At 70.0% G+C, this 21,731-nt stretch carries 20 protein-coding genes; 10 read left to right on the top strand and 10 right to left on the bottom strand.

What is annotated here, in order from left to right:
- Positions 1-1,434: MFS transporter (locus NBY69_RS03865; protein ID WP_250298240.1), on the bottom strand; the 1,434-nt coding region annotated here is incomplete at its 3' end.
- Positions 1,435-1,499: 65 nt separating this feature from the next.
- Here NBY69_RS03865 and dusB point away from each other — a divergent pair.
- From dusB to NBY69_RS03850, 3 genes are all read left to right on the top strand, one after another.
- Positions 1,500-2,627: a tRNA dihydrouridine synthase DusB gene (gene dusB, locus NBY69_RS03860; protein WP_250298238.1), complete on the top strand. Its 1,128-nt coding sequence runs from the start codon at positions 1,500-1,502 to the stop codon at positions 2,625-2,627.
- A 492-nt stretch (positions 2,628-3,119) separates the two neighbouring features.
- Positions 3,120-5,840, top strand: a complete 2,721-nt coding sequence (gene ppdK, locus NBY69_RS03855) for a pyruvate, phosphate dikinase (RefSeq protein WP_250298237.1) — start codon at positions 3,120-3,122, stop codon at positions 5,838-5,840.
- 160 nt (positions 5,841-6,000) lie between these two features.
- Entirely contained in the window at positions 6,001-6,612 is a 612-nt protein-coding gene (locus NBY69_RS03850) for a hypothetical protein (RefSeq protein WP_250298236.1), read from the top strand.
- A gap of 14 nt (positions 6,613-6,626) precedes the next feature.
- Here the strand turns inward: NBY69_RS03850 and NBY69_RS03845 are convergent, their stop codons facing one another.
- The 4 genes from NBY69_RS03845 to NBY69_RS03830 form a co-directional block, all read right to left on the bottom strand.
- Complete coding sequence (locus tag NBY69_RS03845) at positions 6,627-7,499, bottom strand: carbohydrate ABC transporter permease (RefSeq protein WP_250298235.1); 873 nt, start codon at positions 7,497-7,499, stop codon at positions 6,627-6,629.
- A gap of 1 nt (position 7,500) precedes the next feature.
- Positions 7,501-8,394, bottom strand: coding sequence for a carbohydrate ABC transporter permease (locus NBY69_RS03840; RefSeq protein WP_250298242.1), 894 nt, complete (start codon positions 8,392-8,394; stop codon positions 7,501-7,503).
- Between the two features lie 89 nt (positions 8,395-8,483).
- Complete coding sequence (locus NBY69_RS03835) at positions 8,484-9,767, bottom strand: ABC transporter substrate-binding protein (protein WP_250298233.1); 1,284 nt, start codon at positions 9,765-9,767, stop codon at positions 8,484-8,486.
- 116 nt (positions 9,768-9,883) lie between these two features.
- Positions 9,884-10,813 (bottom strand): oxidoreductase, encoded by a 930-nt coding sequence (locus NBY69_RS03830; RefSeq protein ID WP_250298232.1) that lies wholly within the window; start codon positions 10,811-10,813, stop codon positions 9,884-9,886.
- Between the two features lie 166 nt (positions 10,814-10,979).
- Between NBY69_RS03830 and NBY69_RS03825 the strand changes: the two genes are divergently transcribed.
- The 4 genes from NBY69_RS03825 to NBY69_RS03810 all read left to right on the top strand — a co-directional run bounded on the left by NBY69_RS03825 (position 10,980) and on the right by NBY69_RS03810 (position 14,536).
- Positions 10,980-11,639 (top strand): hypothetical protein, encoded by a 660-nt coding sequence (locus tag NBY69_RS03825; protein ID WP_250298231.1) that lies wholly within the window; start codon positions 10,980-10,982, stop codon positions 11,637-11,639.
- Positions 11,640-11,674: 35 nt separating this feature from the next.
- Positions 11,675-12,967, top strand: coding sequence for a sensor histidine kinase (locus NBY69_RS03820; RefSeq protein ID WP_250298229.1), 1,293 nt, complete (start codon positions 11,675-11,677; stop codon positions 12,965-12,967).
- Positions 12,952-13,608, top strand: coding sequence for a response regulator transcription factor (locus NBY69_RS03815; protein ID WP_250298228.1), 657 nt, complete (start codon positions 12,952-12,954; stop codon positions 13,606-13,608). Before NBY69_RS03820 ends, NBY69_RS03815 begins: the two co-directional genes overlap by 16 nt.
- 151 nt (positions 13,609-13,759) lie before the next feature.
- Entirely contained in the window at positions 13,760-14,536 is a 777-nt protein-coding gene (locus NBY69_RS03810; protein WP_250298226.1) for a TSUP family transporter, read from the top strand.
- 34 nt (positions 14,537-14,570) lie between these two features.
- Here the strand turns inward: NBY69_RS03810 and NBY69_RS03805 are convergent, their stop codons facing one another.
- Positions 14,571-15,161, bottom strand: a complete 591-nt coding sequence (locus tag NBY69_RS03805) for a TetR/AcrR family transcriptional regulator (RefSeq protein WP_250298225.1) — start codon at positions 15,159-15,161, stop codon at positions 14,571-14,573.
- Positions 15,162-15,439: 278 nt separating this feature from the next.
- Between NBY69_RS03805 and NBY69_RS03800 the strand changes: the two genes are divergently transcribed.
- Together NBY69_RS03800 and NBY69_RS03795 are read left to right on the top strand one after the other, a co-directional pair.
- Positions 15,440-16,459: an aldo/keto reductase gene (locus NBY69_RS03800; RefSeq protein ID WP_250298223.1), complete on the top strand. Its 1,020-nt coding sequence runs from the start codon at positions 15,440-15,442 to the stop codon at positions 16,457-16,459.
- A 215-nt stretch (positions 16,460-16,674) separates the two neighbouring features.
- Positions 16,675-17,550: an LLM class flavin-dependent oxidoreductase gene (locus NBY69_RS03795; RefSeq protein ID WP_250298221.1), complete on the top strand. Its 876-nt coding sequence runs from the start codon at positions 16,675-16,677 to the stop codon at positions 17,548-17,550.
- Between the two features lie 32 nt (positions 17,551-17,582).
- Here NBY69_RS03795 and NBY69_RS03790 read toward each other — a convergent pair whose 3' ends face one another.
- The gene (locus NBY69_RS03790) at positions 17,583-18,341 is read right to left on the bottom strand and encodes an aminotransferase class IV family protein (protein ID WP_250298219.1); all 759 of its coding nucleotides are present in this window, start codon (positions 18,339-18,341) and stop codon (positions 17,583-17,585) included.
- Between the two features lie 166 nt (positions 18,342-18,507).
- On the opposite strand from NBY69_RS03790, the gene NBY69_RS03785 reads away from it, so the two are divergent.
- Positions 18,508-19,095, top strand: coding sequence for an NADPH-dependent FMN reductase (locus tag NBY69_RS03785; protein WP_250298217.1), 588 nt, complete (start codon positions 18,508-18,510; stop codon positions 19,093-19,095).
- A gap of 140 nt (positions 19,096-19,235) precedes the next feature.
- Here the strand turns inward: NBY69_RS03785 and NBY69_RS03780 are convergent, their stop codons facing one another.
- From NBY69_RS03780 to NBY69_RS03770, 3 genes are all read right to left on the bottom strand, one after another.
- Complete coding sequence (locus NBY69_RS03780) at positions 19,236-19,958, bottom strand: vancomycin high temperature exclusion protein (protein WP_250298216.1); 723 nt, start codon at positions 19,956-19,958, stop codon at positions 19,236-19,238.
- Positions 19,959-20,170: 212 nt separating this feature from the next.
- Positions 20,171-20,758 carry a dihydrofolate reductase family protein gene (locus NBY69_RS03775; protein WP_250298214.1) on the bottom strand — a complete coding sequence of 196 codons (588 nt, stop codon included), beginning with the start codon at positions 20,756-20,758 and terminating at the stop codon, positions 20,171-20,173.
- Between the two features lie 184 nt (positions 20,759-20,942).
- A complete protein-coding gene (locus NBY69_RS03770; RefSeq protein ID WP_250298213.1) occupies positions 20,943-21,731 on the bottom strand; it encodes a hypothetical protein in 789 nt (262 codons plus the stop codon).

The following is a 21,731-nucleotide window of genomic DNA, read 5'->3' as shown; positions in this document are numbered from 1 at the left end:
CCTCTGAGCCGTCTCGGGTGCGCCCAGCAGTTCCGCGGTCCGCAGGGCCGACCTCCGCGCCCACCTCCCGCTGGTCAGCAGCCCCACGGCGAGGACCGCCACACCGCAGCCGGTGATGATCCACCAGGCCGTCCGGCTGACCGAGGTGAACTCGGAGGTGTACGAGGCACCGTGCACCGCCGAGGCCAGCACCGCTCCGATCACCGCGACCCCGAGCGTCGATCCGATCTGCCGGCTGGTCGACGCGACGGCCGCCGCCACCCCGGCCTGCGCACGGGGCATCCCGGAGACGGCGGTATTGGTGATCGGCGCGTTCACCATGCCGAAGCCGATACCGAAGAGCACATAGCCGGTGAAGAGCAGCGTGGTGTTCGTCTGCGCGTCGAGTACCGCGAACACCAGCCCGCTGAGCGTCATCGCCACCCCCGCGATCAACAGCGAGAGCCGCGGCCCGCGCTGGCCGACCAGCCGCCCGGACAGCGGCGCGCAGAGGAAGGTCATCGCGGCCATCGGCAGCATGTACAGCCCTGCGTGCAGCGCGGACAGGCCGCGGATCTCCTGGAGGTACAGCGTGTTCAGGAAGAGGAAGCCACCGAGCGCGGCGAAGCCGCAGATCGCGATGACGGTGGCGCCACTGAACGGTGCGCTGCGGAAGAAGCGCAGGTCGATCAGGGGCTCCGGGCATCTCGGCTCGTACGCCAGGAGCCCGGCGAGCGCGAGGACGGCGACGCCGGTGAAGCTGAGGATCAGCGGCGAGGTCCAGCCCGACGAGGGCGCCTCGATGATCGCGTACGTCACCGAACCGAGCAGCGCGATGACGAGCAACTGGCCCACCGGATCGGGGCGGCGGGCCTTGGGCGCGCGCGACTCCGGTACGTAGCGCCAGGTCAGCAGCAGGGCCGCCAGCCCTACCGGCAGGTTGATCCAGAAGATCGAACGCCAGCCGACGGACTCCACGAGCAGGCCGCCGATCAGCGGGCCCGCCGCCATGGAGATACCGACGACACCGCCCCACGCCCCGATGGCACGGGCACGTTCCCGCGGCTCGGTGAAGGTGTTGGTGATGATCGACATCGCGACCGGGTTGAGCATCGAGCCGCCGACGGCCTGCAGCATCCGGAAGGCGACCAGCGACTCCAGGTTCGGTGCCACGGAGCAGAGGGCCGAGCCCAGCGTGAAGATGACGAGCCCGGCCTTGAAGACCTTGCGGCGGCCGATCCGGTCGGCCGTCGAGCCCGCGAGCATCAGCAGCGAGGCCAGGACCAGCGTGTAGGCGTCGATCGTCCACTGGAGCCCCGAGACCGATGCGTGCAGTTCCTTCTGCATCGAGGGGAGGGCGACGTTCAGGACGGTGTTGTCGAGGCTCACGATCAGCAGGCTCATGCAGCAGATCGCGAGCACCAGCATCCGCCGGCGGTGGGAGAGCTCGGGCATGTATGAATAGTACGGTTAACTAACGACCTCGGTGTACGCGCCACGTTGTACGCGACAATGGAGCCATGACCACGCTCTCCATCGGCCCGCACTCCGTGCAGCCGCCCGTAGTCCTCGCCCCCATGGCGGGCATCACCAACGCCCCCTTCCGCACCCTCTGCCGTGAATTCAGCGGGGGCAAGGGGCTGTTCGTCAGCGAGATGATCACGACGCGGGCGCTGGTGGAGCGCAATGCGAAGACCATGCAGCTGATCCACTTCGACAAGACCGAGACGCCGCGCTCGATCCAGCTGTACGGGGTGGATCCGGTCACCGTCGGTAAGGCCGTCCGCATGATCGTGGACGAGGACCTGGCCGATCACATCGACCTGAACTTCGGCTGCCCGGTCCCCAAGGTGACCCGCAAGGGCGGCGGCTCGGCGCTCCCGTTCAAGCGTCCGCTGCTGCGCGCGATCCTGCACGAGGCGGTCTCCAACGCGGGCGCCCTCCCGGTCACCATCAAGATGCGCAAGGGCATCAACGACGACCACCTCACCTATCTCGACGCGGGCCGGATCGCCGTCGACGAGGGCGTCACGGCCGTCGCCCTGCACGGCAGGACCGCCGCCCAGCACTACGGCGGCACCGCCGACTGGGACGCCATCGCCCGGCTCAAGGAGCACGTCCCGGAGATCCCCGTCCTCGGCAACGGCGACATCTGGTGCGCGGACGACGCGCTGCGGATGATGCGCGAGACCGGCTGCGACGGTGTGGTCGTGGGCCGTGGGTGCCTGGGGCGGCCCTGGCTCTTCGCCGACCTGGTGAGCGGCTTCGAGGGCACCGCGACCCGGCAGGCGCCGACGCTGCGCGAGGTCGCGGCGGTCATGCTGCGGCACGCGACGCTGCTGGGGGAGTGGATCGGCGACGAGACGCGTGGCGTGATCGACTTCCGTAAGCACGTGGCCTGGTACCTCAAGGGCTTCTCGGTGGGCTCGGAGATGCGCAAGAAGCTCGCCGTCACCTCCTCGCTGGACGAGCTGGGCACCCAGCTGCACGAGCTGAACCTGGACCAGCCGTGGCCGGACGGGGCGGACGGGCCGCGGGGGCGCACCTCGGGCAACAACCGGGTGGTGCTGCCCGACGGCTGGCTGAAGGACCCGTACGACTGCTCGGGCGTGAGCGCGGAAGCGGAGCTGGACACGTCCGGCGGCTGAGCCCGCCCACCGAGCCCACCGAGCCCACCGAGCCCACCGACGGCACGGGTGCGGCACTGAGTGCCGCGCCCGCTCGCCTCGTGTTCAGTCGATAGTCGACCGATGTCCGCATGGTGGCTCCGTGACGGCCTCAGGGTGGAATTCGGGCGTGATTCTCGCCACCTCTGATAAGGGTGACGCTCAAACGAGCGATTCCGTTCAGGCTGCACTTCTCATACGGTGGCACTGGGTGCCAGTCGCTGGCCGTTTCTTCTCTGAACCCGGTATCGCCATGCGTGGCCGGAAACCCGTACGGCTGCCCACGTACCGCTGTCATGCCTTCAGGAGTTGAACCGGGGCGGAATCCGGGCCGCAGTGCCGATCGCATTCGATCTGCTGGCGGACGGGTGGTCCGTGCCGTGCGACGGGCAAGTGGACGTACCCAGATGCCTTCGATCTGGGTATGTTCCTCGCCGTCAGGGCAGCCACCGCGTCGTCGAGGAGTCGAGACCCGTGTCGGAAAACAAAGATCCCCGCGTAAAGAAGTTCGTCTACGACTTCACCGAGGGCAACAAGGACCTCAAGGATCTGCTCGGCGGCAAGGGCGCCAACCTCGCCGAGATGACCAACCTCGGGCTGCCCGTCCCTCCGGGTTTCACGATCACCACCGAGGCCTGCAAGGTCTACCTCGACAGCGGCCACGAACCGGCCGCGCTCCGCGACGAGGTGAGTGCGCACCTCGAAGCCCTGCAGCAGACGATGGGCAAGAAGCTCGGGCAGGCCGACGACCCGTTGCTCGTGTCGGTCCGTTCGGGCGCCAAGTTCTCCATGCCCGGCATGATGGACACCGTCCTGAACATCGGCCTCTCGGACGCGTCCGTGGTCGGCCTCACCAAGCAGTCCGGTGACGAGCGGTTCGCCTGGGACTCGTACCGCCGCCTCATCCAGATGTTCGGCAAGACGGTCCTCGACGTCAGCGGCGACCTCTTCGAGGAGGCGCTGGAGGAGGCCAAGGCCGCCAAGAAGGTCAGCGTCGACACCGACCTCGAAGCGGCCGATCTGAAGAAGCTGGTCGGCCGGTTCAAGAAGATCGTCGAGCAGGAGGCCGGGCGGGACTTCCCGCAGGACCCCCGCGAGCAGATGGACCTCGCCATAAAGGCCGTCTTCGAATCGTGGAACACCGACCGGGCCAAGCTCTACCGCCGTCAGGAGCGCATCCCGGGTGACCTCGGGACCGCCGTCAACATCTGCTCGATGGTCTTCGGCAACCTCGGCCCGGATTCCGGCACGGGCGTCGCCTTCACCCGCGACCCGGCCAGCGGCCACCAGGGCGTCTACGGCGACTACCTCCAGAACGCGCAGGGCGAGGACGTCGTGGCGGGCATCCGCAACACCGTCGTGCTCGCCGACCTGGAACAGATCGACAAGACGTCGTACGACCAGCTCATGCAGATCATGGAGACCCTGGAGACCCATTACCGGGACCTCTGCGACATCGAATTCACCATTGAGCGCGGCCAGTTGTGGATGCTCCAGACCCGCGTCGGCAAGCGCACCGCGGGGGCCGCGTTCCGGATCGCCACCCAACTCGTCGACCAGGGGCTCATCGACGAGGCGGAGGCGCTGCAACGGGTGAACGGCGCGCAGCTCGCGCAGCTGATGTTCCCCCGCTTCGACGACACCGCGAAGGTCGACAGGATCGGGCGGGGCATCGCCGCGTCGCCGGGCGCCGCCGTCGGCAAGGCCGTCTTCGACTCGTACACCGCGATCAAATGGTCGCGCTCCGGCGAGAAGGTCATCCTCATCCGCCGGGAGACGAACCCGGACGACCTCGACGGCATGATCGCCGCCGAAGGCATCCTCACCTCGCGCGGCGGCAAGACCTCGCACGCGGCCGTCGTGGCGCGCGGCATGGGCAAGACCTGTGTCTGCGGCGCCGAGGAGATCGAGGTCGACACCAAGCGCCGCAGGCTGACCGCGCCGGGCGGCCTGGTCATCGAGGAGGGCGACACCGTCTCGATCGACGGCTCGTCCGGCAAGGTCTACGCGGGCGAGGTGCCCGTCGTACCGTCGCCGGTCGTCGAGTACTTCGAGGGCCGGATGCACGCGGGCGCCGACGACGCCGACGAACTGGTCAAGGCCGTCCACCGGATCATGGCGTACGCCGACCGCCGCCGCCGGCTGCGCGTCCGGGCCAACGCCGACAACGCCGAGGACGCGCTGCGCGCACGCCGGTTCGGAGCCCAGGGCATCGGTCTGTGCCGCACCGAGCACATGTTCCTCGGCGAGCGCCGGGAACTGGTCGAGCGGCTGATCCTGGCCGACACGGACGACGAGCGGGAGAAGGCGCTGGGGGCGCTGCTGCCCCTCCAGAAGAAGGACTTCATCGAGCTGCTGGAGGCGATGGACGGACTGCCCGTCACGGTACGACTGTTGGACCCGCCGCTGCACGAGTTCCTTCCCGACATCACCGAGCTGTCGGTCCGGGTCGCGCTCGCCGAGTCCCGCAAGGACGCCAACGAGAACGACCTGCGTCTCCTCCAGGCCGTGCACAAACTCCACGAGCAGAACCCGATGCTGGGGCTGCGCGGAGTACGCCTCGGGCTGGTCATCCCGGGTCTGTTCGCCATGCAGGTACGGGCCATCGCGGAAGCGGCAGCCGCCCGCAAGGCTGCCAAGGGCGACCCCCGCGCGGAGATCATGATCCCGCTGGTGGGCACCGTCCAGGAGCTGGAGATCGTCCGCGACGAGGCCGACCGGGTCATCGCCGAGGTCGAGGCCGCCACCGGCGCCGCACTGAAACTGACCATCGGCACGATGATCGAACTGCCGCGTGCGGCGATCACCGCGGGCCAGATCGCCGAGGCCGCGCAGTTCTTCTCCTTCGGCACGAACGACCTGACCCAGACCGTGTGGGGCTTCTCCCGCGACGACGTGGAGGCCAGCTTCTTCACCGCGTACCTGGAGAAGGGCATCTTCGGGGTGTCCCCGTTCGAGACGATCGACCGCGACGGCGTCGGCGCACTCGTCCGCAGCGCCTGCGAGGCGGGCCGGGCCACCCGCCCCGACCTCAAACTGGGCATCTGCGGCGAACACGGCGGCGACCCCGAGTCGGTGCACTTCTTCCACGAGGTGGGCCTGGACTACGTCTCCTGCTCACCGTTCCGCATCCCGGTGGCCCGCCTCGAAGCGGGCCGGGCGGCGGCCCTGTCGGACGGCAGCGACAGCCGCTGAAGTGCCCAATTGGCCAGGCCGGTGTCCTGGACTGCTCGCGCCACGACGAACGCAAGAGCAAGGGCGGCATCCATGACGCCGGCAAAGGGAAGATGATCGGCGTGGTGAACGCCTTCTGTCGCAACCAGCCGAACAACAAGTGCCCTGCCTGGATGAACAAGTGAACGACTCCGAGGACCGGGAGCAGCAGGCGGGTATCACCCGCCTGCTGCTGTACTACCTCAATGCCCCTATTGCCGAGGGCTGCCGCCTGCGTGGCGTTCTGCCCGCCTCCGGCGCCGTACGGGTCGCCATCCGCGCCGGCGACGGCGAGAACGGCGACTTGTTCCTCTACGAGATCCCGCACGACACGGTGGCCCCCGCCCGCATCCCCGGCGTCCTGCGCGCTGTCCTGTCCGGAACCCAGATCTACGGGAGTGGCGACGTCAGCGACGTGCTCGGGATGACGCTCGTCCGACTGCGCCCGGAGGAGATCACGCCTGCCCCCGAACCCGAGGAGGGCCAGGCGCTCAGAACCCTGCTCGGCCTGTCCGCCCCAGGTGACGATGAGGACCCCTTCCTGGTCGGCTTTCTGATGAAGGACGGCGGCCTGATGCGCCTGTACGTGAACCGTCCAGGCCGCCCCGGTCTCGTCGGTGTCGATATCCGCCTCACCGACGAACCCACCGCGCTGACCGCCTCGCTCCCCACCCTCGTCGAAGAGGAGGAGCGCCATCGGCTCGCACCGGATGACCCGCACTGCGACGTCGTCGTGGACCTCACGGACTGGTAGGTCCGACGGCCGCCTCAGTCGTCGATCCCCGACCGCTCCACCCCCGCCACGATGTGCCGTTGCAGCAGCAGGAACACCAGCAGCAACGGCAGGATCGACACCGCCGCCGCGATGAACAGCTCGTGGATGTTGACCACTTGCGCCGTCGTGAAGGTGGAGAGCGCCACCTGTACCGTCCACGCGCTCTTGTCCTGGCCGATCACCAGTGGCCAGAGGAAGGCGTTCCACGCGCCGATGAAGACGATCGTGCCGACCGCCGCGAAGACCGGGCGGGAGTTGGGCACCACGATGCGCCAGTACGTACGCCAGTATCCCAGGCCGTCGACCTTCGCCGCGTCCTCCAACTCCTGCGGGAAGCCCAGGAAGTACTGCCGGAAGATGAAGCAGGCGAACGCGGAGAACAGCGTCGGGATGATCAGTCCGCGCAGCGTGGAGATCCAGCCGAGCGTGGAGACCAGGACGAAGCTCGGTACGAAGGTCACGGCGGCCGGGACCATCAGGGTGCCGAGGATCCCGTAGAAGACCTTGTTCGCGTGGCGGTACGGGATGCGGGCCAGACCGTACCCGGCCAGGGAGGCGAGCAGGACGGTGCCGAGCGTCGTCGCGACCGCGATCAGGGCCGAGTTGAGCAGCGAGCGGGCCATCGGCACGGCCGGGTCGTCGAACAGTTCGCGGATGTTGGACCACTGGAGGTCGGAGGGGAAGAACGTCCACTGCGGTGAGGTGATGTCCTGCTCGGTGGCGAGCCCGTTGCGCAGCAGCAGATAGAAGGGGATGAGGAAGAGGGCCGCGAGCGCGATCAGCAGCACGATGCGCAGGGCCCGGCCGGCCCGTACCAGGGCGTCGTCGTGACGGGCGGTGGTGGTCCCGGTTCTGGTCCTGGCCATGTCAGTCCTCCCTTCTGCCGAGCCCGAACCAGCGGGCCTGGACGATCGTCACCACGGCGATGATCAGGGCGAGGATGACGGCCCCCGCGCTGCCCAGGCCGAGGTTCTGCCCCTGGCCGAGGGCCGTGTAGTAGAGGTAGACGAGCGGGGGCCGCGCGTACGGGGGATAGCCGCGGGCGTCGCTCAGCAGGTTGTAGAACTCGTCGAACGCCTGGAACGCGTTGATCACGAGCAGCAGGACGACGGCGACCGAGGTGGCCCGCAGCTGCGGGAACGTGATGTGGCGGAAGACCTGCCAGCCGGGGCGCGCCCCGTCGACGGCCGCCGCTTCGTAGAGCTGCGGGGAGATCCGCTGGAGACCGGCCAGGAACAGCACCATGTAGAACCCGGCCTGGAGCCAGAGCCGCAGGGTCACGATCACCAGCCAGTACCAGGGCGGGTGGGTCGTCGACAGCCACGCGGTCTGGTCGCTGCCGAACCAGCCGAGGACGGTGTTGGCGAGCCCGAACCGCACCCCGTTGAAGATCGAGAGCTTCCAGACCAGCGCCGCGACGACGTAGGAGCAGGCCGCCGGGAGGAAGAAGACCGAACGGAAGAAGGCCTGGGCGGCGCGCAGCCGGTTCACCATCAGCGCCAGCGCGAGGGAGAGCGCGTAGGTCGCCGGGACGATGAAGAGGGAGAACACCGTGAACGTCCACAGGCTGTCGGTGAACGCCCCGTCGCGCAGCATCGACGCGTAGTTGTCGAAGCCGATGAAATGCGTCGGCGAGACCGTGTTGTGCGCGTCGAAGAAGCTGAGGTAGAGGCTCCACGCCAGCGGTACGTAGGTGAAGAGCGCGAGCCCGGCCGCGAAGGGGCCGACGAAGATCCAGAACCAGAGGGTGCGGTGCCGCACCGACCCCCGGCGCCGACGCCGTCGCGCCGGTTCCTTCGCGTCCCGCGCTACTCCGACGTCCGCCGCGCCCGTCACGTCCTCCGCGACTGTCACGGCTTCTTCTGGACGCGCTGGAGCTCGGCGTTCGTCTTGCGGACGACCGCCTTGAGCTCCGTGTCCGGGTTGGCGCCGTCCTTGATGATCCTGCTCAGGGCGTCCTGGTACGCGGTCTGCCCGGCGGGCGTCCACAGCAGGGGCTGGGCCCAGCCGTTCTCGGTCGCGTACCGCACGGCGTCGGCCGCCGCGCCCTCACGCAGCTTCGCGGCCTTCTTCGCGAGGGAGATCCGGGCCGGGATGTGGAATCCGTAACTGAGCGCGAAGTCCTCCTGGTACGCGGTCCTCTCGATCCACAGCCACTTGGCGAACGCCTTCGCCTCGGCCCGGTGCCCGCTGCGCGCGCTGACCGCCGAGCTGTACGCACCGACCGGGACCGCGGGCTTGCCCGCCGGACCGTCCTTCGGGAAGGGCAGCACCCCGAAGTCGTCCCCGAGGGCCTTCTGGACCGCGGGCAGCGCCCACAGCCCCGACCACTGCATGGCCGTGAGGCCCTGGACGAACGCCGAGGGGTCGGACCAGTCGGCCGGAGCGCCCAGCAGGAGCGACTTGTCGGCGTACAGCCGGTGGAACTTGCCCAGGGTGCGGGCCGCCGCCGGGTCGTCGAAGCCCACCTTGCCGTCCTCGGTGAAGAGGCTCAGCCCGACCGCGTAGAGCGGGGTCCCGCCGAGAACGCCCGCACCTCCGTCGTTGCCCAGGAACAGCCCCTTGACCTTCTTGTCGGTCAACTTCTTCGCGGCGTCGACGAGTTCGTCGAGCGTCTGCGGCGGCTCGACGTTCGCGTCCTTGAGCAGGCTCTTGCGGTAGTAGAGCAGCTGCATGTCGATGGTCTGCGGGATGCCCCAGATCTTCCCGTCGTACGTCTTCGGCGCGAGCACCGCCGGGTTGAAGTCGTCCTTCACCCCCTCGAAGAGGTCGGTCAGATCGGTGACCTGGCCGCCCTGGATCTGGTCGAGGGTGGGTCCGTTGACCTCGAAGACATCGGGACCGGACGAGGTCAGCAGCGCAGCGGCGGTCTGCTGGTCGTAACTGCCGGGCCGCCACTGGACCTTGACGCTCGCCCTGCCGTACGCGGCGGCGTAACGCCGTACGGCCTCCTCGGTCCCGGCCTCGCCGTACTGGTGGTACCACTGCTGCAGCGTGGGTTTCCCGCCACTGTCCTTGCCGGTCCCTGAACTGTCACCGCTGCGACCGGTGTTGGACCCGCACGCGGTGGCGAGGGCCCCGGTCAGTGCGAGGCCGCCACTGGTACTGAGCAGTCGCCTGCGACTGATGGTCATGAAGGGTCCCCCTGGCTCCGTCGGCGTCGGTCGTCGTTGCACGCCCCAACGATCAACCATGGTGCGGGATTACGACAGGGGTGTTGCGCGGGCATGTCGGAACCGGTAGGGAGCGCTCAGGTGTCGAGGTCTCCGTACGACACCCCGGTGAGCTGCTCCGAGGCCGCCCAGAGCCGCTCGCCCGCCACATCGTTCGTCGCCCACTTCGCCCGCCAGGAAGGCGCGGGGGCGCCGCGCCAGCCGAGGATCCTCGGGCCGGTGAAGGAATCGGGCCGGACGCCGGGCGCGGTGGCCGCGTACAGCGAGGGCAGGGCGCCCACCTCGGCGGGCTGGGCGAGCAGCCCGTTGCCGAGTTCGACCAGCCGCTCGGCGGCCTTGCGGCCCTCCATCCGCACCCCGGCCGTCTGGAGGTTGGTGCGCGCGTAACCGGGGTGCGCGGCGGCTGCGACCGTGCCCGACCCGGCGGCGGAGAGGCGGCGGGACAGCTCATGGATGAAGAGCAGATTCGCCGTCTTGGCGCGGCCGTAGGCGATCCAACGCCGGTAGTTCCCCTCGCTGTTGAGATCGTTGATGTCGATGTTGGAGAGCGCGTGGAGGCCGCTGGACACGCTGACCACCCGCGAGCCCGGAGTGGCCAGCAGCCGGGGCAGCAGCAGCCCGGTGAGGGCGAAGTGGCCGAGGTGGTTGACGCCGAACTGTGTCTCGAAACCGTCAGCGGTCCGGCCGTACGGCAGGGCCATGACGCCCGCGTTGTTGACGAGCAGATCGAGGCGCTCGGCGGGAAGGCCGGAGGCGAACTCCCGTACCGACGAGAGATCCGCGAGATCCAGCGGTACGCATTCGGCCTGCGCGCCGGGCACCTCGCGCCGGATCAGGGACTCCGCCTCCTTGCCGCGGGTCTCACTGCGGCACGCGAGGATCACCCGGGCACCGTGCCGGGCCAGCTGCCGCGCGGTGACGAGACCGATGCCGCTGTTGGCTCCGGTGACGACTGCGGTGCGTCCGCTCTGATCGGGGATGTCGTTCGCGTTCCAGCCCTTGGTCATGACTTCAGCGTACGGCCGGGGCGCCGCCGTCGGGCGGCGACGCCGCCGGGGTGACCTCGGTGGTCGGTGGCTTCGGTGGTCGGCGACCAGGGGTGGGGCAAACCGAACCCTCTGCTTCCGTGCAGGCACGATCGATCAGCGGCTGTCCGGTCGCGAGTCTTGGTGCATGGACCTCACACAGCAGTCAGTCGCCCCTCGCGGCGGCAGCAGCAGCCCGGCCGCCGCCGGGCCGGTCGCGCCCGCCGTTTCCAGCGCCGGCCCCGCCGACCGTGTCCGCATCGTCCTGCGGGAGCCGTTCCGGGCGGAGACCTGGCGGCGAATGGCGTACATCGTGCTCGCCCTCCCTGTCACCCTCCTGTGCATTCCGCTCGCCCTGGCCGGCGGACCGGTCGGCCGCATCCAGCGCGGCCTCGCCCGCCGGCTGCTGCGGGTGGACGCGGGGGAGCCCGCGCGTACGGGGCCTCTCGCGCTCGTGCACGCCGTGGTCAGCAGCCCGCTCAACCTCGTCGCCCTCACGGTCTGCGGTTACTTCTGGACCATCGTGGTGATCAACTTCGGCTTTCCGCTGCGGACCGACGGCGACCCCTCCCACTCCTGGGGAGGACCCACCATGGCGGGTGCCTGGGCGGTGCACGCGGTGGGCGGCGGGGTGACCTTCCTCTTCCTCACGCCCTGGGTCGCCAGGGGATTCACCGCCCTCCAGACGCGGTTGGTGAGCGGGTTCCTCGGCGCCGACCGCACCGGCCTCGCCCGCCACACGTGGATCGCGCTCGGCATCGCCGCCGTGTGCGCCCTGCTGTCCGTGCCCGTGATCCATCAGCTCTGAGGCCGACTGCGACGGCCCGTCTAGGATCGAACCCCATGCAACAGCGTCCGCGTGCAGTGCTCTACGCCGTACTGGCCCTGCCCATCGCCCTGTTGGGCATGGTGCTCGTACTCTCCGGGCTGCTCGTCGGCGCAGCCTTGTCGGTCACGGCCGTCGGGCCGTGGCTGATCGCGCTGACGGCACGGGGTGCGCTCGCCATCGGAACTCTCCAACGAGGGCTGTCCGCACGCCTGTTGGACACCCCCATCGATCCGCCTGTCCGTAGTCGGCAGCCCGGCGCCCTCGGCTGGCGGCGGGCCGTGCTCGGTGACCGGGCCGCCTGGCGGGCGGTGGGCTGTGCGCTGGCCGCGCCGCTGACCGCCGTACCGCCCCTGGCCGCAGTGGCGTGCGGGTACGTGTACGGGCTGCTGTTCGTCCTGCACCCACTGGTCGAGCGCTGGAACTACACCACCGTCCACCGGCCCGACGGTTCGGTGCGCCGGGTATCGCTGGAGGTAGCGGGCGTCCAGTTCGACTCCTGGCCCCGCTGGCTGCTCGTCGTGGCCGTCGGGGCCGTACTGCTCCTCCTCGCCCCGTGGCTGGTCCGCCGCTCCCTCGTCCCGCACGGCCGGCTGCTGGGCTCCCTCCTCGGCCCCGACGCCGCCGGACAGCGCATCCGCACCCTGGAGGAGACCCGCGCGCAGGCCGTCGACGACGCGGCGGCCACCCTCCGGCGCATCGAACGGGACCTGCACGACGGCACCCAGGCGCGGCTCGTCGGCCTGGGCATGCACCTCACACTGATCGGCGAGCTGGTCACGGCCGACGCGGGCCGCGACCAGCTGCTCACCGTTGTCGGCACCGCGCAGACCCACGCCAAGCAGACCATCGCCGAACTGCGTCTGCTGGTGAAGGGCATCCATCCGCCGGTGCTCGACCAGGGCCTGGACACCGCGCTCGCGACCCTCGCCGCGGACAGCGCCCTGCCGGTGACCGTCACCGCCGACATCCCCGAACGGCCCTCTCCGGCACTGGAGTCCATCGCGTACTTCTGCACGGCCGAGCTGCTCACCAACGCCGCCAAGCACAGCGGAGCCTCGGAGATCACGGTCGTCGCTCGCTCCGGGGAAGGATCCCTCCGGCTGTCCGTACGGGACGACGGGCGTGGGGGAGCGGTGATCGGCGCGGGCAGCGGGCTGGCCGGGCTGCTGGCCCGGGTCCGTACCGTCGACGGCACACTCACCTGCGAGAGCCCGGCGGGAGGGCCTACGGTGGTGACCGTCGAACTCCCCTATCACCAAGGCCTTTCCGAGGCCGGACAGAGGCAGGGCCCATGCGCGTCGTCATAGCCGAGGACTCGGCGATCCTGCGTGACGGCCTGGTCCAGCTGCTCACGCTGCGCGGGGTGGAGGTGGCCGCGGCGGTCGAGGACGCGGAGGCGCTGCTCGCCGCGGTCGGCGAACACCGTCCGGACGCCGCCGTGATCGACATCCGGCTGCCGCCCGGCCACACCGACGAGGGGCTGCGGGCCGCGGTCACCATCCGCCGTTCGTCCCCCGGGGTCGGGGTGCTGATCTTCTCCCAGTACGTGGAGACGAAGTACGCGGCGCAGCTGCTGGGCGGTGGCGGTGGCGGCGTCGGCTATCTGCTCAAGGAACGGGTCGTGGACATCGGCGAGTTCGTCGACGCCCTGCACCGGGTGGCGTCCGGCGGCACGGCACTAGACCCGGAGGTCGTCGCCCAGCTCTTCGGCGCCGCCCGGCGTACCTCCGCGCTGGCCGCGCTGACCCCGCGCGAGCGGGAGGTGCTCGGGCTGATGGCCCAGGGGCTGACGAACCGCACCATCGCGGAGTCCTTCGTCGTGTCGGAGCGGGCGGTGGAGAAACACATCGCGAACATCTTCACCAAACTGGACCTGCCGTCGTCCGAGCCGGGGCACCGCCGGGTGCTCGCGGTGCTGCGGTACCTGGAGGACTCCTCCGGCGCTTAGGACCGCCCGGTCCGACGCTTGGGACCTGTTCGGTGGATCCTGCCCGGTCGCCCTTCGCGCGTACGCCGGCAGGTACGTGCCGACACGGCCCGGGACCGGTCCGGGGCCGCGACCGGCGATGCTTGCCGGGAACGGCACTAGGGTCGCGGTCATGCCCGACATATCTCTGACCATGCTTGTCGTCCTCTGCGTCGCCGCCGCAGCGGCCGGGTGGATCGACGCGGTGGTGGGCGGCGGCGGGCTGCTGCTTCTGCCCGCGCTGCTGCTCGGCCTTCCGCACGTCCCCGCCGCGCAGGTGCTCGGTACCAACAAGGCGGTGGCGATCGTCGGGACCTCGGGCGCGGCCGTGACGTACGTACGCAAGGCGCCGGTGGATGTGAAGCTGGCGATCCGGATCGGGGCTGTCGCTCTCGCCGGGTCCATGACCGGGGCGTTCTTCGCGGCCGGGATCAGCAGCGCGGTGCTCCGGCCCGTGATCATGGTGGTGCTGCTCCTGGTCGCGGCCTTCGTGATGCTGCGCCCGTCATTCGGCACGGCCCGGCCGGACGGGCCCGCCACCCGCAGGAGGATCGTCATGGCGATCGTTCTGGTCGGGGGCGGGATCGGCTTCTACGACGGGCTGTTCGGCCCCGGTACCGGGACCTTCCTGGTGCTGGCGCTCACTGCCGTACTCCACCTCGATCTGGTGACCGCGTCGGCCACCGCCAAGATCGTCAACGTCTGCACCAACCTGGGCGCGCTGGCGATGTTCGCCTACCAGGGCACGGTGCTCTGGCAACTGGCCGCGCTGATGGCGGTGTTCAATCTGGCGGGCGGCCTGCTGGGCGCACGGATGGCACTCAGGAAGGGCAGCGAGTTCGTCCGGGGAGTGCTGCTGGTGGTGGTCTTCTCCCTGGTGGCGAAGCTGGCGTTCGACCAGTGGGCCTGAGCGCGCCGCCCGTACCCGGCCACCCCGCCGTTGGTCACCGCGGCCGGCGTAGTCCTGCGATGAGGAGCTCGACCAGCAGGCGTGCGTCGTAGCGGGGGTCGTGTTCGGCGCCGATGCAGAGGTTCCCGACGCCGCGCATGAGTGCGTAGGCCTCCAGATCGCGCCGGATCTCGCCGGAATCGGCTGCGGCGTCGAGCAGTTGGGTGCACACGGGCAGCAGGCGGTCGAGGAAGTAGGCGTGCAGGGTCTCGAAGCCTGCGTTGTCGGACTGCAGTACGGCGGCGAGTCCGTGCTTGGTGACCAGGAAGTCGACGAAGAGGTTGATCCACTGCCCCAGGGCGGCGTGCGGAGTCGCGCTGGTCGCGAGCAGAGCCGGACCGGCCTCGGCGCAGGCCTCCACCTGGTGCCGGTAGACGGCGATGATGAGGTCCGCCCGCGTCGGGAAGTGGCGGTAGATCGTGCCCACCCCGACTCCGGCCTCCGCCGCGATGTCGCGTACCGGAGCTTCCACGCCTGACGTGACGAAGACCGTCGCTGCCGCGTCGAGCAGCGCCTCCTTGTTGCGCCGGGCGTCCGCCCGCCGGGGCCGGGCCGGGGTGTCCGTGCCCTCGTCGCTGTCGTTCACCGTGCTGCTCCCTTCGTCACCGTGCTGCTCCCTTTGCGGCCGGGCTTGTTCCTCGTCACCGGGCTGGTTCCTCGTCGTGGGGCTGGTTCCTCGTCGTGGGGCTTGGCAAATGGGGCTTGCCAAAGCGGAACAGTGTTCCGTATCGTTAAGCGGAGCAAGGTTCCGCTTGCTCATGATGTCAGAGCAGGGGCCCGGCGGCCAAGCCGTGCCACGTCGCCCCGCTCCACCGGCACCTTCATCGGCATCATCCACATCATTCGCAATGGAGGAACAGGGTCATGCAGTACCGCACCTTGGGTCGCACCGGCGTACAGGTCAGCTCCCTCGCGCTCGGCGCGATGAACTTCGGCAGGATCGGGCACACCACCCAGGAAGAGGTCACCGCCGTCGTCGACGCCGCCCTGGCGGGCGGGATCAACCTCATCGACACCGCCGACGTGTACAGCGGCGGCGAGTCGGAAGAGCTGGTAGGCAAGGCCATCGCAGGCCGCCGCGACGACATCGTGCTGGCCACCAAGGCGGGTCTGCCGATGGATGGCGAGCGCAGCCATCGGGGCAGCTCGCGCCATTGGCTGGTCACCGCGCTGGACGACAGCCTGCGCCGCCTCGGTGTCGATCACATCGACCTCTACCAGATCCACCGGTGGGACCCGAGCACCAGTGACGAGGAGACGCTGTCGGCCCTGACCGACCTGCAACGCGCGGGGAAGATCCGCTACTTCGGCTCCTCGACCTTCCCCGCGTACCGCCTCGTGCAGTCGCAGTGGGCCGCCCGGGACAACCGCCTGAGCCGTTACGTCACCGAGCAGCCCAACTACTCGATCCTGCAGCGCGGGATCGAGACCCATGTCCTGCCCGTGACCGAGCAGTACGGGCTCGGTGTACTGGCGTGGAGCCCGCTGGCCTCCGGCTGGCTGTCGGGTGCGATCCGCGAGGGCCGGGAAATCACCACCCATCGCTCCGCGTTCATGCCGCAGCGCTTCGACACCACCGTCCCGGCCAACCGGGCCAGGCTCGACGCGGTCGAGAAACTGGCCGGGGTCGCCGACGAGGCCGGTCTGACGCTGATCCAGCTCGCGCTCGGCTTCGTGACCGCGCACCCCGCTGTGACGGGCGCGATCATCGGCCCCCGCACCCTGGACCATCTGCACTCGCAGCTCGCCGCCGCCGACACCGTGCTCTCAGCCGACGTGCTCGACGCGATCGACACGATCGTTGCCCCTGGCGTCGACCTGGCCGCGCACGAGAAGAACGACGCTCCGCCCGCGCTGCTCGACCCCTCGCTGCGGCGCCGCTGAACGTCGAGCCCTCCCGCCGGCTCCTGTGGCGCCAGTGGCTTTTGTGGCGCCAGTGACACCCGTGGCACCCGTGGCACCCGTGGCACCTGTGGCACCCGTGGCTCGCGAGCCTGCGGAATCGCGCGGGTGCCCGGTGGGACCGTGTTCCACGTTCTGCCTGAACCTCGGTCGTGCGCCCGGTCGGCGCCGCCGGTGTCGAAAGGACCAACGATTCCATGACGCACACACCCCGGCCCCGTTTCGGGATCATGACCCCGCCCTCGCAGGTCGATTACCACGACATCCTGCGGGTCTGGCGCGAGGCGGACGCCATCCCGGAGATCGAGCACGCGTGGCTCTTCGATCACCTCATGCCGATCGGCGGCGACCCGGGCGGACCGACGTACGAGGGCTGGACACTGCTCTCGGCCCTCGCCGCACAGACCCGACGGCTGCGGCTCGGACTCCTCGTGACCAGCAACCGCTTCCGGCCACCCGCGGTGCTGGCCAAGATCGCCACGACCGTCGACATCGTCTCCGGCGGACGGCTCGACTTCGGCATCGGCGTGGGCTCACGCCCCGGCCACCCGCTGGCCCGGCGTGAGTACGAAGCGCACGGCCTGCCCTTCCGTGACTCCGCGGACGCCGTGGGGAGCCTCGCCGAAGCCTGCACGATCATCCGGCGGTTGTGGACCGGGACGGAACCGTTCGACTTCCAGGGCACCTACCATCACCTCACCGGAGCGTTCGGCAACCCCAAACCGGTCCAGCGCCCCCACCCGCCGATCCTCATCGGCGGACGCGCGTCCTCGACGCTGCGCGTGGTCGCCGAACACGCCGATCTGTGGAACATCCCGGGCGGCGACATCGACGACGTCGTCCGGCGCAGCGCGCTGCTGGACCGCTACTGCGCCGAGATCGGCCGCGACCCCGCCTCGGTCACCCGCTCGATCTTCCTGCCCGTCTCCTACGACCGGCCCGCCGTCACGCGGGCCGCGATCGGTGAAGCGATCGACGCGGGGTTCAGCCACATCGTCCTCGGGCTGTCGGCGCCCTACCCCTCCGGTGTCGCACGGTGGGTCACCGACGAGATCATCAGTGCGTCGGCCTGATCCGAACCCTGGCCCTTGACCTGCCGGGAAGGCTAGATCTCGTCCCAGGGGGTGCTGTCGTACACCCCGGCCACCGTCCTCATCAGATCCGTGTCCACGGCGAACTCGGTGTCGTCGATCCTGCGCACCGGCGCGATGCCCTGCGAGTTGGAGACGAAGACCGCCCGGTACGCACTCAGGCTGCCCAGGGTCACCCGGCGCCGTACAGACGGCAGCCGTGGCTCGACCAGGCCCATGGTGATCCCCGGGAGGGCGGGCGCGTCCGGCCAGACGACCGAAGTGCCGTCCCAGAAGGCGATGTTGGTGACCGCACCCTCGGCGATCACCCCGCCGGGGCCGGTCAGCAGGGCGTTGTCGAAGCCCGCGCGCACCGCGGCCTTGCCGTAGTAGACCTGGGCGAATCCGCCCAGATGCTTGATGTGGGGCACGGGCCGCTCGTACGGGACGGACATCAGGCTCTGCGGGGCGTCGGGCATCACGGCGGGCGGGCGGACGGTGACCATCACGGTCGCCGTCCCGTCCCCGTCGGGCCAGTACACGTACACCCGCGTCGAGGCGTCCCGTACGCCCGCGCCGTCCAGAGCGTGCCGGATCAACTCCCGTACGCGCTCGCCGTCGAGCCCCGCGCCGAACAGCTCACGTGTCGACGAGTCGAGCCGGGCGAGGTGCAGGCCGAGACCGCGCACCCGGCCGTCCCTGACCTGCATGGCCGTGAAATGCCCGTAGTTGTCCAGGGCGGGCGTACGGAGGGACTCATCCGGGACGGGGCGGCCGTCGATCTCGATGTGCATGGGAACACGGTACGAGTCGGCGATCGGATTTTCGGTCGGGGTACCGAAGTCACCTGCGCCGACGGCCCGTCCCCGACGGCAGCTCGGCGTCAACCAGCCGTCCGGCTGCACCGCGACCCGCGTGACGGCTTGACCTCAATCACGCTTGATGTATGACGCTCACCGCATGGACCTCACCACACACCCCTTGAACTTGGCTGTCATCATCGCCAGCAACCGCTCGGGCCGCTTCGCGGGAACTGTCGCCGACTGGTTTCTCGCCCACGCGGACCGACCCGATCTGACCGTCGACGTCGTCGACCTGGCCGAGACCGACCTGCCGACCGCCCTCTCGTCCGAACCGTCGCCCGACGTGCGCGACGTGCTGGGCCGGATCTCCCCGAAACTGGGAGCCGCAGACGCCTTCGTCGTCCTCACCCCCGAGTACAACCACTCCTTCCCCGCGTCCCTCAAGAGCCTCATCGACTGGCACTTCACCGAGTGGCAGGCCAAGCCGGTCGCCTTCGTCTCGTACGGCGGGGTCTCCGGCGGGCTGCGCGCGGTCGAGCAACTGCGCCAGGTATTCGCCGAGATGCACGCGGTCACCGTCCGGGACACGGTCAGCTTCCACCACGCCCACGGGCACTTCGACGAGGACGGCACGCACAAGAACCCCGAAGCCGCCGACGCGGCGGCCGGGGTGATGCTCGACCAGCTCGTCTGGTGGGCGCACGCGCTGCGGGACGCGAAGGCGGTGCGCCCGTACGGAGGCTGACGCGCCACGCGGTGTCCACCCGTGCGGGTCGCCTGCGGCGCGGGCGTGGTGCGGGTGGGTCGGGTGCGGTGCTGGTGGGTGTGGCGCGGGCGAGTCGGGTGTGGCGCGGGCTGGTCGTACGGGGCCGGGGCCGGTCGGCGTCAGCGCCCCAGCGCCTGCGCGACACCCTTCTCGCGGGGGCCGAGGAAGTGCGGGTCGGGCTTGAACGTGGCCTCGACGGCAGCCTTCCCCGCGGCCAGCACCTCCCGGGCGCCGCCGTAGTACCAGGTCGCGTCGTGCACGGCGTTCACCCCGACGCCGTACGACTCGATTCCCGCTGATTCGCAGAGCGCGAGGGCCCGGCGGATGTGGAAGCCCTGGCTGATGAGGACGGCCCGGTCGACCCCGAAGATCTTCTTCGCCCGGACACAGGAGTCCCAGGTGTCGAACCCGGCGAAGTCGCTGACCACCTTGCGGTCCGGCACCCCGTGCTTCACCAGGTAGGCGCGCATGGCGTCCGGTTCGTCGTATTCGGTCCGGCTGTTGTCCCCGGTGACCAGGACCACCTTCACCTTTCCCGCGCGGTAGAGGCCGACAGCGGCGTCGAGCCGGTGTGCGAGGTACGGCGACGGTTCGCCCTGCTGGAGTCCGGCGCCGAAGACGACGGCGACATCGGCGGACGGGACGTCGGCCGCCGTGCGTATCCGGTCGCCGGTGGTGGCGAACATCCAGGTGGCGGGGGCGAGGGCCAGCACACATCCGAGCACGGTGGCCTGGACGGCGCGCCGTCGGCCGCGCCGCGTCCTCGGAAGACGCGGCAGCCGCAACGACGCCATGGTCAGGCGTCGTTTCACCTGCTGCTTCGACAGCTGTGGCCCGCGCATGGATGTCCCCCCGTCACGTCACGTCACGGCTGTCGCGACGGCCGGTCCGCTCCGATGCTGATGATGTTCTGCTGGCGTCGTGTGCTGACGTCCTGTGCTGGCTGATGTTCTGCTGACGTCCTGGCGCCGGTGGTTCCGGCCCCTGACCTGTCGGACGCTCAGGACGCACGTTCGGTTCGCATCGGTCACCGTTCCCGGTGCCCGTGGGCGGGTCAGTGCACGGTGTATGACAGGTGTGTCACGCCCGTACCCTCCACCACCGTCGGCCCCCGCAGCACGCGCGGCGCTTCGGCGAGGTTGTCGAGGAACCGGATCCCCTCACCGAGCAGCAGCGGCACCAGATCGATGTCCAGCTCGTCCAGCAGCCCGTTGTTGAGGCACTGCTGGGTCAGATCGGCGCTTCCGACCGCGACGGTCTTCTCACCCGCGGTCGCCTTGGCCTGCGCTATCGCGCTCTCGATGCCGTCGGTGACGAAGGTGACGGGGGTATCGGCGCGGGGCCAGCCGTCCGGGACGCTGTGGGTGACGACCACGACGGGCTTACCCATGGGGTGCCCGCCGATCCAGCCACCCGCCTCGTCGAACGTACGCCGCCCGTAGACGAGCACGGCGATCTCCTCCAGCGCGCGCTTCATCCGCTCGGCGGACGGTGCGGACATCCGGAAGGAGATGTCCGGGCTGGCGGACTCGACCGGGACATCTCCGTTCCCGTACCACTGGAAGAGCTGGTCGACCCCGTCGGTGGGGTGGGAGACGAACCCGTCCAGCGACATGGACATGTTGGCGGTCACCTTGGCCATCGGTCTTCTCCTCGGTCGGGCTCCCTTCCCACGTTCCTCCGATGTGGACGGCCCGGCGACCCGGGAGCGGGGCCGGGCTCGGCAGGGGGTGGGAAGGGGCCTGAGCGGGGCCGTGGAGGCGGACCGGGGGTGTCCGGTGCCGCCGCTGGCGGAGCGCCGCGCGGTTCGGCGGATCAGTAGCGGATCACTGGCGATCGGTAGTGGATCGGTAAGAGCGACTTGGCCAGTGGGGGTCTTCCCAGCGGTCCGGGCCGGTCATACCGAGCAGCCGTATCCGGTGGAGCAGCTCCTCGGACACGCCGTGGGCGCGGAGCCGGGCGGGAGCGTGGCGGACCAGCCAGGCCGTCAGCTCGACGCGTAGCTCTTCCTCGTTCTCCCAGGCGTACCAGGCGTGCCAGGGAAGTTCGTCATCGAGCAGCTCGCGCTCCCAGTGCGCAACCGCGTCGGCCAGGTGCTGGTCGGGGACGGGGCCGCTCAGCTCTTCCCAGATGGCGAGCCACGGGCCGAGCGTGGCGGACGCCTCGGTGTTCAGCACGAGCACGTCGTACGCGGGCACCGCGGGATCCGGATCGGTGAGCGTGTGCGCCCACCACGCCTGCAGGAATTCCCGGACGGCCGCGGCCTGCTCGGCAGGCCACTGCTGCCAGTGGCCGAGAGCGAACGAGCGCCCGGCCGATTCCGTGTCGAAGGAGGGCGTGAGGTGACCGTTGGCGAGACTCGTGGCGAACTGGGGCAGGATCCGGCGGAGTACGGACGCGTGGTCGCTCCAGTCGATGGCCCCCCAGGTGCGTTGCAGGAGGTCGGGGTCGAGCTCGGTGTCGGGCACCTTGAGCTGGGCGAGCTCCTCCGCGCTGCCCCAGTGGCACTCGCAGTTGTGCTCATCGGGGCGGGCGGTCATCCCGCGGAAGGTGACGGCCAGGCCGTCCAGTGCGGCGTCGAGGCGAAGCCGGGCGTGGGGCTGATCGAGGTTCAT

This window comes from Streptomyces sp. A 4/2, from assembly GCF_940670765.1.
Classification (GTDB): Bacteria; Actinomycetota; Actinomycetes; order Streptomycetales; family Streptomycetaceae; genus Streptomyces.
This window is presented reverse-complemented; position numbering and strand designations above follow the sequence as displayed.

Excerpts from the sequence above, each read along its gene's own strand:
- dusB (WP_250298238.1), top strand. The coding sequence starts at position 1,500 with ATGACCACGCTCTCCATCGGCCCGCACTCCGTGCAGCCGCCCGTAGTC.
- NBY69_RS03845 (WP_250298235.1), bottom strand. The coding sequence starts at position 7,499 with ATGGCCAGGACCAGAACCGGGACCACCACCGCCCGTCACGACGACGCC.
- NBY69_RS03835 (WP_250298233.1), bottom strand. The coding sequence starts at position 9,767 with ATGACCATCAGTCGCAGGCGACTGCTCAGTACCAGTGGCGGCCTCGCA.
- NBY69_RS03830 (WP_250298232.1), bottom strand. The coding sequence starts at position 10,813 with ATGACCAAGGGCTGGAACGCGAACGACATCCCCGATCAGAGCGGACGC.
- NBY69_RS03825 (WP_250298231.1), top strand. The coding sequence starts at position 10,980 with ATGGACCTCACACAGCAGTCAGTCGCCCCTCGCGGCGGCAGCAGCAGC.
- NBY69_RS03820 (WP_250298229.1), top strand. The coding sequence starts at position 11,675 with ATGCAACAGCGTCCGCGTGCAGTGCTCTACGCCGTACTGGCCCTGCCC.
- NBY69_RS03815 (WP_250298228.1), top strand. The coding sequence starts at position 12,952 with ATGCGCGTCGTCATAGCCGAGGACTCGGCGATCCTGCGTGACGGCCTG.
- NBY69_RS03810 (WP_250298226.1), top strand. The coding sequence starts at position 13,760 with ATGCCCGACATATCTCTGACCATGCTTGTCGTCCTCTGCGTCGCCGCC.
- NBY69_RS03800 (WP_250298223.1), top strand. The coding sequence starts at position 15,440 with ATGCAGTACCGCACCTTGGGTCGCACCGGCGTACAGGTCAGCTCCCTC.
- NBY69_RS03795 (WP_250298221.1), top strand. The coding sequence starts at position 16,675 with ATGACGCACACACCCCGGCCCCGTTTCGGGATCATGACCCCGCCCTCG.
- NBY69_RS03790 (WP_250298219.1), bottom strand. The coding sequence starts at position 18,341 with ATGCACATCGAGATCGACGGCCGCCCCGTCCCGGATGAGTCCCTCCGT.
- NBY69_RS03785 (WP_250298217.1), top strand. The coding sequence starts at position 18,508 with ATGGACCTCACCACACACCCCTTGAACTTGGCTGTCATCATCGCCAGC.
- NBY69_RS03780 (WP_250298216.1), bottom strand. The coding sequence starts at position 19,958 with ATGCGCGGGCCACAGCTGTCGAAGCAGCAGGTGAAACGACGCCTGACC.
- NBY69_RS03775 (WP_250298214.1), bottom strand. The coding sequence starts at position 20,758 with ATGGCCAAGGTGACCGCCAACATGTCCATGTCGCTGGACGGGTTCGTC.
- NBY69_RS03770 (WP_250298213.1), bottom strand. The coding sequence starts at position 21,731 with ATGAACCTCGATCAGCCCCACGCCCGGCTTCGCCTCGACGCCGCACTG.